Source organism: Variovorax sp. PAMC26660, from assembly GCF_014302995.1.
Taxonomy (GTDB): domain Bacteria; phylum Pseudomonadota; class Gammaproteobacteria; order Burkholderiales; family Burkholderiaceae_C; genus Variovorax.
In genome coordinates this window covers 6,775,386-6,789,678 of record NZ_CP060295.1, presented here as the reverse complement: position 1 = coordinate 6,789,678, position 14,293 = coordinate 6,775,386, and the positions used below count along the sequence as shown (strand labels likewise).

Here is a 14,293-nt window from a genome sequence, read left to right as displayed (position 1 = left end):
CGCCTGGTTTTTCGGCCTCCGCGCGAGTCACCAGACGCATCTCGTCGCGATGCCAGCGTCTTGCCGAGGGCCCCGAGCGGCGGCTCGGGGCCTGGCGATCAGGCTTCCGGCGCCGCCGTCCCCGGCAGCGCTGATGCGGGCGCCGCCGCATCAGCGCTGGTGCGCGGCTCTTCCTTCTCATGCCGCGCCGCGATGAACAGGTACATCGCCGGCACCACGAACAGCGTGAACAGCGTGCCGATCGACAGCCCGCTGAAGATCACGATGCCCATGGCCTTGCGCCCTGCAGCGCCGGCACCGGAGGCGATGACCAACGGCAGCACGCCGAACACCATGGCGGCCGTCGTCATCAGGATCGGGCGCAGCCGCGTGCCGGACGCCTCGACGATGGCATCGAGCTTGCTCAGGCCTTGCTTTTGCAGGCGGTTCGCCACTTCCACGATCAAAATGCCGTGCTTGCTGATGAGGCCCATCAGCGTGACCAGCCCGACCTGCGTGTAGATGTTCATCGAGGCGAAGCCCCAGAAGATGAAGATCATGGCGCCGAACAGCGCGAGCGGCACCGACACCAGAATCACCACCGGGTCGCGGAAGCTCTCGAACTGCGCCGCCAGCGCCAGGAACACGATGATCAGCGCGAACAGGAAGGTGATGGCGAAGTTGCCCGACTCCTGCACGAACTGGCGCGACTGGCCCGAGTAGTCCACGGTGTAGCCGCTCGGCGCCAACTGCTGCACCACGCCGCGCAGGTACTCCAGCGTCTCGCCCTGCGTGCCGCTGGGCACGCCCTGGATGGTCACCGAGTTGAGCTGCTGGAAGTGGTTCACCGTCTCGGGCTGCACGCTGTACTTCAGGCTCGCAACGGTGCTGGCCGGCACCACGCCGTTGGGCGTCTTGATGTAGAAGTTCAGCACGTCCGAGGGGTTGAGCCGGTCGACCTGCTGCACCTGCGGAATCACCTTGTAGGAGCGGCCCGAGATCGAGAAGTAGTTGACGTAGCCGCCACCGAGCGCCGCGCCCAGCGCATTGCCCACGTCCTGCTGCGTGATGCCGAGCGATGCGATCTTGTCGCGGTCGACCACCACGGTGGCCTGCGGCAGGTCGATCTTCAGGTCGGCGTCGATGTAGTAGAACTTTCCGTCCGCGCGCGCCTTGTCCATGATCTGCTGCGCGAGCGTGTTCAGGTTCTCGAACGGCTCCGTGGTCTTGATCACGAACTGCACCGGCAGGCCCGAGGCGCCCGGCAGGGCCGGGAACTGGAAGGCCACCACCTTGGCACCGGCAATGCCGTTCCAGCGCTTTTGCAGGTCGGCCTGGATGTCGTGCGCGCTGCGCGTGCGCTGGTCCCAGGGCTTGAGCAGCACGCCGGCAATGCCCGCGTTGGTGCTCGGCACGCCGGTGAGCTGGAACAACTGCGCGTACTCGGGCGTGTCGTGCGCGATCTTGAAGATCTGGTCGGCGTAGGTCTGCATCTGCGTGATCGTGGCCGTGGGCGCACCCACCACCTGCGACAGCACGATGCCCTGGTCTTCTTCGGGTGCCAGTTCGGACTTCGACATCTTGAACATCACGAACAGCAGCCCGATGAGGATGACGCCCATCACGATCATCACCGGCCAGGTCTTGAGCACGCCACGCAGGATGAGCTCGTAGCGGTGATGCACGCGCTCGAAGATGTGCTCGATCTTCATCGCGAACTTGCCGCTGTCCTGCTCGGGCTTGAAGATGCGCGAGCACATCATGGGCGACAGCGTCAGCGCCACCACGCCCGACACGACCACGGCCCCGGCGAGCGTGAAGGCGAACTCGGTGAAGAGCGAGCCGGTCAGCCCGCCCTGGAAGCCGATGGGCACGTACACCGCCACCAGCACCACCGTCATCGCCAGAATCGGCCCGCCCAGCTCGCGCGCCGCGAGCAACGCGGCCTGCATGGGTGTCTTGCCCTGCCGCATGTGCCGGTCGACGTTCTCCACCACGATGATCGCGTCGTCCACCACCAGCCCGATCGCCAGCACCAGCGCAAGCAGCGTGAGCAGGTTGATCGAGTAGCCCAGCACCAGCATCACGAAGAAGGTGCCGATCAGCGACAACGGCATCGCGATCACTGGCACCAGCACCGCGCGCAGGCTGCCCAGGAAGAGGTAGATCACCACCGTCACGATCAACAGCGCCTCGACCAGCGTCTTGATCACTTCGGTGATGGAGGTGTTGATGAAGTCGGTCGAGTCGTAGACGATCTTGCCGGTCAGGCCGCTGGGCAGTTGGGCCTGCAGCTCGGGGAAGGTCGTGCGCACCTGCTTGGCCACCTCGAGGATGTTGGCCTCGGGCGCGACCTTGATGCCGATGAACACCGAGCGCACACCGTTGAACGCGACGTTGAAGTCGTAGTTCTCGGAGCCGAGCGTCACGTTGGCCACGTCCTGCAGCCGCACGATCGCGCCGTTGCTGCTCTTGATGGACAACTGCTTGAACTCGTCCACGCTGTGCAGCGAGGTGCCGGCCGTCAGCGGCACGCTGACCATCTGGCCCTTGCTGGCGCCCACGGCGGCCAGGTAGTTGTTGGCGGAGAGCGCCGCGCTCACGTCGGTCGCGGTCACGCCGAAGGCGGCCATCTTCTGCGCATCGAGCCAGGCGCGCAGCGCGAAGGTGCGCGCGCCCAGGATTTCGGCCGTCTGCACGCCGGGAATGGCGTTGAGCTTGGGCTGCACCACGCGCACCAGGAAGTCGGTGACGTTGTTGTTGGGCAGCGTGTCGCTGTAGAAGCCGATGTACATGGCATCGGTGGTCTGGCCCGTGGCCACGGTCAGCACCGGCTGCTGCGCCTGCGGCGGCAGCTGGTTGCGCACCGAATTGACCTGCGTGTTGATCTCGGTCAGCGCGCGGTTCGAGTCGTAGTTCAGCCGCAGCGTCGCGGTGATCGTCGACACGCCCAGGCTGCTGGACGAGGACAGGTAGTCGATGCCCTGCGCCTGCGACACGGCGGCTTCGAGCGGCTGCGTGATGAAGCCCGCGACCGTGGCCGCATCGGCGCCGTAGTAGGCGGTGCTGATGGTGACCACGCCGTTCTCGGTCTTCGGGTACTGGTTGACCGGCAGGCCGGACAGCGCGCGCAGCCCCAGCACCACGATCAGCAGGCTCACCACCATCGCCAGCACAGGCCGGCGGATGAAGATGTCGGTGAAGTTCATGCGGTCGGCCTCACTTTTCCTGCGGCGTCGGGTTCGGGCTGTTGGTCGGCTGGACGCTGTTGTCCACTGCCACCGGTGTGCCGTTCTTCAGCTTGTTCTGTCCGGTGCTCACGACCACCTGGCCGGCTTCCAGGCCCTTGACGATGGCGATCTGGTCGCCGCGCGTCGGGCCGGTCTCGACGAAGACCTGCTGCGCGACGAGCTGTTGTCCGCTCGGTGCGTTGCTGTTGGCAGGGGCAGCCGGTGCGGCGGGCGCGCCAGGGGCGGCGGGTGCAGCAGGCGCGGTGGCAGCCTTGAACGCATCGGCCGTCTTCACGACGAACACCGTCGAGCCGTACGGGTTGTAGGTGACGGCGGTGGAGGGCAGCGTGAGCTGTTCCTGCGAGGTGCCGATGTCGATCTTCACGTTGGCGAACATGCCCGGCAGCAGCAGTTGCTTCGGGTTCGAGATGGTCGCCTCGATCTGCACGTTGCGCGTGGTGGCATCCACCTTCGGGCTGATCGCGTTGATCTTTCCGGTGAACGGCTGGTTGGGGAAGGTGTCGACTGCAAGATTCACCACCTGGCCCACAGCCAGCCCGGCGAGCTGCTGCTGCGGCAGCGTGAAGTCGACATAGATCGGGTCCAGCGTCTGCAGTGTGACCAGCTTGTCGCCCGCGTTCACGTACTGGCCCGGGTTCAGCGTGGTGATGCCCAGGCGGCCCGAGAAGGGCGCGCGAATCGACTTCTTCGCCACCACGGCGGCCTGCTGCTCGACCTGCGCGCGCTTGGCCTTGAGGTCGTTCACGTCCGCGTCGATCTGCGCCTGGCTCACGGCCTGCACCGCGAGCTGCGCCTGGTCGCGCTTGAGCACGGTGGCGGCTTGCGCGGCGGCGGCTTCGGCGGAGTGCAGCAGGGCGATGTCGGAATCGGCATTCAGCTCGACCAGCAGCGCGCCGGCCTTCACGTCCTGCCCGGACTTGAAGTGCACGTTGCGCACCAGGCCCGCGACTTCGGTGCTGAGGTCGGCGCCACGCACCGGGTTCAGCGTGCCGACCGCGGCGAACTGCGATTGCCACTGCAGCTTCTGCACTTGGACCGTCGACACGGTCTGCGCGCCGGGCTTGGGCACAGCGGCAATCAACGCGCGGATCTGCAGGAACTTGCCGAGCGCCAGCGCGGCGACCAGCAGCAGCACGCAGCCGATCATGATGATCATTCTCCGGGTCATGGGTGGGCTTCTCTTCGAGTTATGGATGAAGGGGGGTGGTGCTGCGGCATGGCGAGGTCATGTCGCAGCGGGGGTCAGTTCTGCGCCGGCGCAGGTGCGGGCGCGGCGTCGGATGCGGGGGCGATCGTCGCGTTGGCAAGCTCGCCGCGGTTCCACCAGCCACCGCCCAGTGCCTGGAAGAGGGCGGCGGTATCGGCATAGCGCGCGGCCTGGGCTTGCACCAGTGCGGTGTGCGTCTGGAGCCAGGCCTGCTGCGCGGTCAGGAGCTGCACGTAGCTGACCGCGCCGGCGCGAAACTGCGTCGTGGTCAGGTCGAGCGACTGTTTGGCGAGCGTTTCGGCCGTGGCCTGGTTCTGCAGCGCGATGGCGTCGAATTCGAGCGCGCGCAAGGCATCGGCCACGTTCTGGAAGGCGCCCAGCACGGTGCTGCGGTACTGCGCCGCGGCCGAGTCGTAGGCCGCCTCTGCCGCGCGCCTTTGCGCCCGCAGCGCCCCGCCATTGAAGAGCGGCTGCGTCAGCCCGGCGCCCACGTTCCACAAGGTGGTCGGGCCGCTGAACAGGTCGCGTGCGCGCGTCGCGCTGTTGCCGTAGCTGCCCGTGAGCTGGAACTGTGGATAGAGGTTGGCCGTGGCCACGCCGACCGCAGCGCTGGCCTGATGCAGTTGCGCTTCGCTGGCGCGCACGTCCGGCCGCTGGCGCGCCAGTTCCGAGGGCAAAGAGAGCGGCAGGGCTTGCGGCAGCGTGAGGCTCGCCAGGTCGAACTCCGGCAGGCCCGCTTCGGCCGGCAGCCGTCCGGCGAACACCGCGAGCTGATGGCGCGTTTGCGCGAGCGATTTTTCGATCGGCGGCAAGGTGGCTTGCGTCTGCGCCACCTGCGTGCGCTGCTGCAGCACGGTCGATTTGGGAATGGCGCCGGTGTCGAACTGCTTTTCGATCACGTTCAACTGTTCGCGCTGCGCCTTCAGCACTTCGCGCGAGGCCTGAAGCTGCGCGCGCAGCGAGGCTTCGCGGATGGCGGTGGTCACAAGGTTGGACGTCAGCGTGAGGTAGACCGCCTCGACCTGGTAGCGCTGCGCGTCGACGGCGGCCTGCGCGCCTTCGACCTGGCGGCGCGCGCCGCCGAACACGTCGAGGTTGTAGCTGACGTTGATCGATGCGTTGTACAGCGTGAGCAACTGGCCGCCCGGCACCTGGGAGGTGATTTGCGATGCGCGCTCGCGCTGCGCGCCGAGCTGGGCGTTGACCTGCGGCCACAGCAGGTTGCCCGACTTGGCCTCGTAAGTGGCTTCCGCCTCGCGCAGCGCGGCCTGTGCGGATGCGAGCGTGGGGCTTTGCGCGAGCGAGGCGCGAATCAACTGGTCGAGCGGCGCCGACTGGAACACGCCCCACCACTGCGCGGGAATGTCGCGGCCCGCCAGCAGCTCTTGCGACTGGCCTCCCGGTGCATCGGCCTGCGCGGTGCGCGGGGGCGCTGGCGCGGGTGTGTAGTCCGCCCCTTGGGCAGTGGCTGGCAGCCCGGGTGTCTTGAAGTCGGGACCGACCGCACAGGCACTCAGGAGCAGGGCCGCGCTGAGCACGGCCCCATGAGTGGGCCACCCTGGCCGCCGGCGCGCGGTAGCCGCGCGCAACGAACTGGGGTGATCCTCCAACGCATGGTTTTCTTGATTTGGCATGGGGGAGCGTTTGTACACCCGGAAAGGCCGGGGGTAGCTGACTTCCTGAAATGTCGCCGCACCCGCGCTGCGACGCAATAGCGATGCGACGAAATTGGTACTACATGGCGCGAAAAGCGCGGGCGCGGTGCGAAGTGCATCGGCCTTGAAAGCTTCTTTTCTTTTCGCCGCAGCCGAATCTGTTCCGCGCGGGGCCCCGTATGGATGACAGCCGCCGCGATTTCGTGGCGGTCCACTCAACCAGGAGCATCTCCATGCAAAGCAAACTTCATCGCCTCGCTTCCGTCACCCTCGCCATCGCGATTTCCGCCGGTGCCGTCTCGGCCATGGCCGCTTCCGTCATGGTGGGCGGTGCGCCGATGCTGCCGACCAAGGACATCATCGACAACGCCGTCAATTCCAAGGACCACACCACGCTGGTCGCCGCCGTCAAGGCTGCGGGCCTGGTCGACACGCTGAAGGGCCCGGGTCCGTTCACCGTGTTCGCACCGACGAACGAAGCCTTTGCCGCGCTGCCTGCCGGCACCGTCGACACGCTGCTCAAGCCCGAGAGCAAGGATGCGCTGACCGGCGTGCTGACCTACCACGTGGTGGCCGGCAAGCTCGACGCCGCCGCGCTGAAGAAGGAGATCAAGGCAGGCAAGGGTTCGGCCGAACTCAAGACCGTGGCCGGTGGTGTGCTCGTCGCCTCGGAAAAGGGCGGCAAGATCATGATCACCGATGAAAAGGGCGGCACCGCCACGGTGACCATCCCCAACGTCTACCAGTCGAACGGCGTGATCCACGTGGTCAACAAGGTCCTGCTGCCCAAGTAAGCCGCGACTGCTCTCCCTGGCGAGTCACACCAAAAAAACAGCCCGCACGAAGGCGGGCTGGAAGGTGACCTGCTGGAGGAGGGAGGATCAGAGAGTGCAGGCCACAGGGAGAGACTTGACTATCTCTTTCCAACCTGCCCGCAACCTGACTGTCACATTCCCCGGCCCTCGCGCCTGAGTGAAGATTGAGTGAAGAATTGTGAAGATGAACGACGACCTCAGTCCTCGTCTTCCCACTTTCCGATGACGGTGCCCAGCACGGTGAAGGCCGCGCGGATCGGCTCGTGCTTCGGGTTCAACGGCAGCAGCCAGCGGCGGCCGTCGTCTTCCTTGTAGGTCTTGAAGGTGATGTCGTCGCCGTCTTCGAGCTGGGCGATGACGCGTTCGCCGTCCTCCGGCTTTCTGAGCTGCGTGTCGATGAAGATGATCGATTCTTCGGGATAGTTTTTCAGCTCCCCGCTCGACGAGATCATGCTGTCGCCGCGCACCCGCAGCGCATAGGTCTCGGGGCTGTGATGGGCGATGCAGGGAATCCAGCGAGCGGCATCGGCGGCCTGCTTGCCCGCCTTGTCCCAGTTCGCCGCCTGCGGCCATGAAATGAGCGGCACCGTGTCGGGTGTGCCGGGTGCAAAGCACGGCACTTCAGGCGGAACGCGCACGACCCGGTAGACGGCTGCCGGTTCGTTGGCGCTGTTCTGCGCCGGCCGGATCTGCACCGGGTCCCAAGGCGCCGGGCCATCGCCGGTGTCGAGCCAATGGGGATCGGCGCCATAGATGCGGGCCAGGGCCAGCAGGCCCATGGTTCGGGTGGTATCCCCGCGCTCGATCTTTGAAATGCTGGACTGTTTGACGCCGGACGCAGCCTCCGCTTGCCGCTGTGTCAGCTTGGCATGTTTGCGGGCCGCCTTGGCGCGTGTGGCAATAGTCTCCATGGCCGCGGATTTAAGCCCAGATGAATATTACCTTTAAACTGAGAAATATAAAAAAGGGAGTAATTGCCATGAAGCCACGCGAGTTGGTGCTGGCGCTGCGAGCCATGGGGCTCACGCAAAAGCAGATCCAGGAACGCACCGGAATTCCACAGCCCACGGTCAGCAAGATCGGACTGGGGCGTGTCAGCGACGTGATGTCGCGCCACTACCTGGCGCTCCTTCGCGCCTACGAACAAGGCGTGAAGGAGCAGGCCGTGCGGCCAGCGCCCTTTGCCTGGCCCCGCATCAATGACTGAGCGGTGCGCAGGCCTTCGCCGTCGGGCCTGTGGCTCGACCGCGCGCTGTGCGTGCTGCTGGCGCTGCTGTCCTTCGCGGCCCTGATCTACGGGGTTCTGACGGAGCACCCCGGCATTGCCGGCGGGGGCGCCTTCGGGCTGATCGGCGCGCTGGGCGCGGCGATGGTGCTGTTCGACGAGGAAGCGCTCAGGCGCTCGCGTGCGCTGCAGGCGGCGCGAGAGCGAGAGTGGCGCTGACGCGCACGCAGTCCTTGATGTGCTGCTCGCCCAGGGCGCGCAGGGCCGCATAGCCCAGCGCCGCGGACACGAGTTGCCCGGCAATCGGCACGTACTTGGTCGCCTGCTTGGCGGTCAGGCGCACGCCGGCATGCTTGGCCAGCCGGACCAGCAGGTCGCGCGTGACCAGCCGCCCCACCAGCAAGGCGCCCACCGTGGTGGCCGCCTTCTGAATGCGCTCGCGCTGGTGCGGCGCGAGCTTTTCGACCTGGGTGACCGAGAGTCCGAACTCGGCGCTGATCTGAGGCACCAGCCGCGAGAGCAGGGCCGCATCGGCGGCCCAGTCGATGCCGGGCAGCGGTATCGCGCTGGCGGCCGCCGCCATCAGGGCCTTGCGGCCGATCAGGCGACGGCTGCGGTGGACCGCCGCTATCAGCTTTTCGTCGCCGTTGGCGAGGTCGATGGCAGACGGCATGCGGTGTCCCTTCGCTGTGCCCGCGTCAGGCGGTCAATGCTTCCAGTTGGTCCGACAGGGCCAGCCAGCGCTCTTCGAGGCGGGCGATTTCGTCGTTGAGCGCCTTCAGGCGCTTGCCCGCGTCGGCGATCTCGGCCGGCGGCAGCGGCTGCGCCAGTCGCGCTTCGAGCGCGGTGCGCTCGGTGCTGGCGGCGGCCATGCGTTCGTCGATCTGGGCGATTTCTCGCTTGATCGGCTTGGCCTGGTCGCTGCGCTGCTGGCGGTCCTGGGCGTCCTGCTTGCGTTGCTGCGGGTTCTTGCTGGCGGCTGCACTTTCGGTGCCCGAAGCGGCTGCAACGGCCGTCTTTGCTGGGGTTGCAGCTGCAGTTTCAATAGCGTTGGCCGCATCGCGCACAGCCACCTTGGCTTCTTCGCGCAGGCGCTTGGCTTCGTCGAGCAGGTAGCGCTGGTAGTCGTCGAGGTCGCCGTCGAAGTCGGTGACGACACCGCGGCCCACCAGCCAGAACTCGTCGCACACCGAACGCAGCAGCGCACGGTCGTGGCTCACCAGCATCAGCGTGCCTTCGAACTCGTTGAGCGCCACGGCCAGGGCTTCGCGGGTGGCAAGGTCCAGGTGGTTGGTGGGCTCGTCCAGCAGCAGCAGGTTTGGGCGCTGCCAGACCATCATGGCGAGTACAAGGCGGGCCTTTTCGCCGCCGCTCATGGTGCCCACGGGCTGCTTGACCATGTCGCCGCTGAAATTGAAGCTGCCCAGGTAGCCGCGCAATGCCTGCTCGCCGGTGGCTTCCTTGACCGCGCTGCCGAGTTCGCGCGCCATGCGCACCATGTGTTCGAGCGGGTTGTCCTGCGGGCGCAGCACGTCGAGTTCCTGCTGCGCGAAGTAGCCGATGTTCAGGCCCTTGCCCTCCGTGACTTCACCGGCCAGCGCACCCATTTCGCGTGCAATGGTCTTCACCAGCGTCGATTTGCCCTGGCCGTTGGCGCCCAGGATGCCGATGCGCTGGCCCGCCAGCACCGAGCGGCTGACACCGCGCAGGATGGTCTTGGGCGCGGCGTCTTCAATTTCGTAGCCGAAGCTCGCATTGCTGATCGACAGCATCGGATTCGGGATGTTGCCCGGCTCCTTGAACTCGAAGGTGAAGTCGGCTTCGGCCAGCAGCGGCGCGACCTTTTCCATGCGCTCCAGCGCCTTCACGCGGCTTTGCGCCTGCTTGGCCTTGCTGGCCTTGGCCTTGAAGCGGTCGATGAACTTCTGCAGGTGGGCGATCTTGTCCTGCTGCTTGCTGAAGGCGGTCTGCTGCAGCGCCATCTGCTCGGCGCGCAAGGTCTCGAAGGCGCTGTAGTTGCCGCCGTAGCGCGTGAGCTGGGCGTTGGCGATGTGCAGGGTCACGTCGGTCACGGCATCGAGGAATTCGCGGTCGTGGCTGATGACGATCATGGTGCCGGCGTACTTCTGCAGCCAGGCTTCGAGCCACACCAACGCGTCCAAGTCCAGGTGGTTGGTGGGTTCGTCGAGCAGCAGCAGGTCGCTGGGGCACATCAGCGCGCGGGCCAACTGCAGGCGCATGCGCCAGCCGCCCGAGAAGCTGTTGACGGCGCCGTCGAGTTCGTGCGACTTGAAACCCAGCCCGAGGATCAGCGCCTGCGCGCGCGGCACGGCATCGTGCTCGCCGGCATCGGCCAGGTCGGTGTAGGCGTGGGCCAGTTCCATGCCGATGTCGGCATCGTCGGGGTTCTCGGTGTAGGCGGCCTCGATGGCGGCCAGCGTGGTGCGCAGCTCGGTCAGGCGGGTGTCGCCGCCGACGACGAATTCGGTGGCCGATTCGTCGGTTTCGGGCATGTCCTGCGCCACCTGGGCCATGCGCCACTGCTTGGGCACGTAGAAGTCGCCGCCGTCTTCGTGCAGCGACCCGTTGAACAGCGCGAACAGCGAGGACTTGCCGGCACCGTTGCGCCCCACAAGGCCGACCTTTTCGCCGGGGTTGAGGTTGACGGTGGCGCCGTCGAGCAGTTTCTTGGCGCTGCGGCGAAGAATGACGTTTTTGAGAGTAATCATGAAATAGGAACCGTAGGGGCGATTATCCCGTCCGGCCCTTGGCGGCCTGGCGCGAAGGGGCAAATGAGGGCATCACCCGATGAAGGGGGACTGCAGCCGGGGCTGCGAGAAAGCGGCAGAAAGGGGCTTGGGCGGGCGCAGCTAACGCACGCCGGCACCGGCAGTCACCGTCATGGCGGTGTGAGCGACGCGAGGGCCGCACGGGTCACGAGCAAGACTTGGTCTTCGCCTGCCGAGGTTTCGAGCCACACGACTTCGAGCTGCGGAAACGCCGCCTCGAAGTAGTCGCGCTCGTTGCCGATTTCCAGCACCAGCACCGCCTGCTCGCTCATGCGCGAAGGCGCGCCGGCGAACAGTTGGCGCACGAAGTCCATGCCGTCGGTGCCACCGGCCAGCGCCAGTTCGGGCTCGGCGCGGTATTCGGCGGGCAGGGCGGCCATGCTTGCGCTGTTCACATAGGGCGGGTTGCACAGCACCAGGTCGTAGGGGCCGGCCAGCTTGGCCAGGCCATCGGACTCGACCAGCTTCACGCGCCCATCGAGTTCGTGCCGGGTGACGTTGATGGCGGCCACTTCGAGCGCTTCGACGGACAGGTCGGCGGCATCCACCGTCACATCCGGGTAGGTCAGCGCCGCAATGACGGCCAGGCTGCCATTGCCGGTGCACAGGTCGAGCACGCGCTGCGTGTGCGGGCCGAGCCAGTAGTCGATGCTGCCATCGGCGATCAGCTCGGCAATGAAGCTGCGCGGCACGATGGCGCGCTCGTCCACGTAGAAGGGCACACCCTGCAGCCAGGCCTCTTTCGTCAGGTAGGCGGCGGGCTTGCGCGTGGCGATGCGTTCGTCGAACAGGGCGGCGACCTTGCCGGCATCGGCCGGCGACACGGGCCTGTCGGCCACTGCGTCGATGTCGTCCAGCGGCAGCTTCAGGCGCCACAGCACCAGCCAGGCGGCTTCGTCGAAGGCGTTGGCCGTGCCGTGGCCGAAAGCCACACCGGCGTCGGTCAGGCGCTGGGCGCCGGCTTCGATCAGTTCGATGACGGTGCTCATCGGGCGAGCGCGGCGTCGAGCTGCTTGAGCGTGCGCACGTAGATGTTCTTGAGCGTCTCGATCTCGGCCACGTCGATGTGTTCGTCGATCTTGTGGATGCTGGCGTTCACCGGGCCCAGCTCGACCACCTGCTTGCAGATCTTGGCGATGAAGCGCGCGTCGCTGGTGCCGCCGCTGGTCGACAGCTCGGTCTCGATGCCGGTTTCTTCGCGGATGGCGCCTTGCACCGCCACCACCAGTTCGCCGGGCGTGGTCAGGAAGGGCAGGCCGCCGACGGTCCAGGCCAGCGTGTAGTCGACACCGTGCGCGTCGAGCACGGCGTGCACGCGCTGCTGCAGCGATTCGGGCGTGGATTCGGTCGAGAAGCGGAAGTTGAAGTCGATCACCGCGCTGCCCGGAATCACGTTGCTGGCGCCGGTGCCCGAGTGGAAATTGCTGATCTGCCAGCTTGTGGGCTGGAAGTAGGGGTTGCTCACGGCGTCCCAGCCGCCGGCCGTGTTGAGCGCCACCAGCTCGGCCAGCGCGGGCGCCACCGAGTGCACCGGGTTTTTGGCCAGATGCGGGTAGGCGATGTGGCCCTGCACGCCCTTCACCGTGAGCTTGCCGCTCATGGTGCCGCGGCGGCCGTTCTTGATCATGTCGCCGCAGCGCTCCACCGCCGTGGGTTCGCCGACGATGCAGTAGTCGATGACCTCGCCGCGTGCGGTCAGCGCATTGCAGACGATGACGGTGCCGTCGACGCCGGGGCCTTCTTCATCGCTGGTGAGCAGCAGGGCCAGCGTGAGCCTGGGCTCGGGCGTGGCCTGCAGGAACTCTTCGATGGAGGTCACGAAGGCCGCCACCGAAGTCTTCATGTCGCAGGCACCGCGGCCGTAGAGCTTGCCGTCGCGGTGCGTGGGCGTGAACGGGTGGCTGGTCCATTGTTCGACCGGGCCGGTGGGCACCACGTCGGTGTGGCCGGCGAACACCAGCGTCTTCGTTGCAGCCGCATGGGCCGGGCGGCGCACCGCCCAGAGGTTGGTCACGCGAAAGTCGGCCGGGCCGCTTTCGATGGTCTCCAGCGTGAAGCCCAGTTGCGCCAGCCGTTCGCCGAGGATCTGTTGGCAGCCCGCGTCGTCGGGTGTGACCGAGGGGCGCGAGATGAGTTGTTCGGCGAGCTGGAGCGTGCGGGACATCGGGAAAAGGCTTGGTTCAGAACTTCACGTCGAGCGTGATGTCGGTAAAAGTGGGCTCGTCGACCTGGTCCGTGAGGTTGCGGTCTTCGACTTGCGGCTTGGGTGCGGCGCGGTTCTGCAGGCGCCACAGCAGGTTGGTGGGCGAGTCGGCCTGGGCCAGGCCTTCTTCGCGCGTCACGCGTTCCTCGATGATGAGGCGCGCAATGTCTTCCTCGAAGGTCTGCGAGCCGTCGGCCATCGAATTCACCATGGCCTCCTTGACGGCGGAGAAGTCGCCCTTTTCGATCAGCTCGGCCACCAGCGCGGTGTTGAGCATGACTTCGAGCGCCGGCACGCGGCTGCCGGCCGGTGTGCGCAGCAGCCGTTGCGACACCACGGCGCGCAGGGCCGAGCCCAGGTCGCCCAGCATCGTGGGACGCACTTCGACGGGGTAGAAGCTCAGGATGCGGTTGAGCGCGTGGTAGCTGTTGTTGGCGTGCAGCGTGCTCACGCAAAGGTGGCCCGACTGGGCGTAGGCAATCGCGGCACTCATGGTTTCGCGGTCGCGGATTTCGCCGATGTGGATCACGTCGGGCGCCTGGCGCAGCGCGTTCTTGAGCGCGACCTGCAGTGACGCCGTGTCGTTGCCCACGTCGCGCTGGTTCACCAGCGACTTCTTGTTGGTGTAGGTGAACTCGATCGGCTCTTCGACCGTGAGGATGTGGCCGCTGGCGTTTTCGTTGCGGTAGTCGAGCATCGAGGCCAGCGTGGTGGTCTTGCCCGCGCCGGTGGCGCCCACCATCAGGATCAGCCCGCGCTTGTCCATGATGAGCGTCTTGAGGATGTCGGGCAGGTTCAGATCGGCAAAGCTGGGGATCTTCGAGGCGATGTGCCGCACCACCACCGCGTAGCTGCCGCGCTGGCGCATGGCGCTGATGCGGTAGTTGCCGGCGCCTTCGAGGGCAATGGCCAGGTTCAGCTCGCCCGTGCGCTCCAGCTCCTGGATGCGCTCGGCGGGCACCACTTCGGCCAGCAGCGCGAGCGGCGCCGCGGGCGGCAGCACCTGCGCGTTGATGGGCACGCAGTTGCCGTTGATCCGGATCTGTACCGGGGAGTGAGCCGAGAGGTAGATGTCGGAGGCCTTGCGCTCGGCCATCAAACGAAGAATTCGCTCCATCATGTTCATCGGTCTCTCTCCTCGGGTGCTGTTTTTCTAAGGGGAAGGATCA

At 66.6% G+C, this 14,293-nt stretch carries 12 protein-coding genes; 3 read left to right on the top strand and 9 right to left on the bottom strand.

What is annotated here, in order from left to right; translation table 11 throughout:
- Window positions 1-98: 98 nt before the first annotated feature.
- The 3 genes from H7F35_RS31810 to H7F35_RS31800 all read right to left on the bottom strand — a co-directional run bounded on the left by H7F35_RS31810 (window position 99) and on the right by H7F35_RS31800 (window position 5,975).
- Window positions 99-3,188: an efflux RND transporter permease subunit gene (locus H7F35_RS31810; protein WP_187110471.1), complete on the bottom strand. Its 3,090-nt coding sequence runs from the start codon at window positions 3,186-3,188 to the stop codon at window positions 99-101.
- A 10-nt stretch (window positions 3,189-3,198) separates the two neighbouring features.
- Entirely contained in the window at window positions 3,199-4,398 is a 1,200-nt protein-coding gene (locus tag H7F35_RS31805; protein ID WP_187110470.1) for an efflux RND transporter periplasmic adaptor subunit, read from the bottom strand.
- Between the two features lie 74 nt (window positions 4,399-4,472).
- Window positions 4,473-5,975, bottom strand: coding sequence for an efflux transporter outer membrane subunit (locus tag H7F35_RS31800; protein ID WP_261803436.1), 1,503 nt, complete (start codon window positions 5,973-5,975; stop codon window positions 4,473-4,475).
- A 350-nt stretch (window positions 5,976-6,325) separates the two neighbouring features.
- Here H7F35_RS31800 and H7F35_RS31795 point away from each other — a divergent pair, with 350 nt between their 5' ends.
- The gene (locus H7F35_RS31795) at window positions 6,326-6,886 is read left to right on the top strand and encodes a fasciclin domain-containing protein (protein WP_187110468.1); all 561 of its coding nucleotides are present in this window, start codon (window positions 6,326-6,328) and stop codon (window positions 6,884-6,886) included.
- 218 nt (window positions 6,887-7,104) lie between these two features.
- Here the strand turns inward: H7F35_RS31795 and H7F35_RS31790 are convergent, their stop codons facing one another.
- Window positions 7,105-7,818: a helix-turn-helix domain-containing protein gene (locus tag H7F35_RS31790; RefSeq protein ID WP_187110467.1), complete on the bottom strand. Its 714-nt coding sequence runs from the start codon at window positions 7,816-7,818 to the stop codon at window positions 7,105-7,107.
- Between the two features lie 68 nt (window positions 7,819-7,886).
- Between H7F35_RS31790 and H7F35_RS31785 the strand changes: the two genes are divergently transcribed.
- Complete coding sequence (locus H7F35_RS31785) at window positions 7,887-8,114, top strand: helix-turn-helix domain-containing protein (RefSeq protein WP_187110466.1); 228 nt, start codon at window positions 7,887-7,889, stop codon at window positions 8,112-8,114.
- A gap of 3 nt (window positions 8,115-8,117) precedes the next feature.
- On the top strand, window positions 8,118-8,351 hold the full coding sequence (locus H7F35_RS31780; protein WP_187110465.1) for a hypothetical protein: 234 nt from the start codon (window positions 8,118-8,120) through the stop codon (window positions 8,349-8,351).
- Here the strand turns inward: H7F35_RS31780 and H7F35_RS31775 are convergent.
- The 5 genes from H7F35_RS31775 to H7F35_RS31755 form a co-directional block, all read right to left on the bottom strand.
- Window positions 8,302-8,805 carry a hypothetical protein gene (locus H7F35_RS31775; protein WP_187110464.1) on the bottom strand — a complete coding sequence of 168 codons (504 nt, stop codon included), beginning with the start codon at window positions 8,803-8,805 and terminating at the stop codon, window positions 8,302-8,304. The two genes, H7F35_RS31780 and H7F35_RS31775, sit on opposite strands and share 50 nt — an antisense overlap.
- Window positions 8,806-8,830: 25 nt before the next feature.
- On the bottom strand, window positions 8,831-10,861 hold the full coding sequence (locus tag H7F35_RS31770) for an ABC-F family ATP-binding cassette domain-containing protein (RefSeq protein ID WP_187110463.1): 2,031 nt from the start codon (window positions 10,859-10,861) through the stop codon (window positions 8,831-8,833).
- Window positions 10,862-11,031: 170 nt separating this feature from the next.
- Window positions 11,032-11,910 (bottom strand): 50S ribosomal protein L3 N(5)-glutamine methyltransferase, encoded by an 879-nt coding sequence (gene prmB, locus H7F35_RS31765; protein ID WP_187110462.1) that lies wholly within the window; start codon window positions 11,908-11,910, stop codon window positions 11,032-11,034.
- Window positions 11,907-13,085 (bottom strand): succinyl-diaminopimelate desuccinylase, encoded by a 1,179-nt coding sequence (gene dapE / locus H7F35_RS31760; protein ID WP_187110461.1) that lies wholly within the window; start codon window positions 13,083-13,085, stop codon window positions 11,907-11,909. The genes prmB and dapE overlap by 4 nt, the downstream gene beginning before the upstream one ends.
- A gap of 16 nt (window positions 13,086-13,101) precedes the next feature.
- A complete protein-coding gene (locus tag H7F35_RS31755) occupies window positions 13,102-14,250 on the bottom strand; it encodes a PilT/PilU family type 4a pilus ATPase (RefSeq protein WP_187110460.1) in 1,149 nt (382 codons plus the stop codon).
- Window positions 14,251-14,293 lie beyond the last annotated feature (43 nt).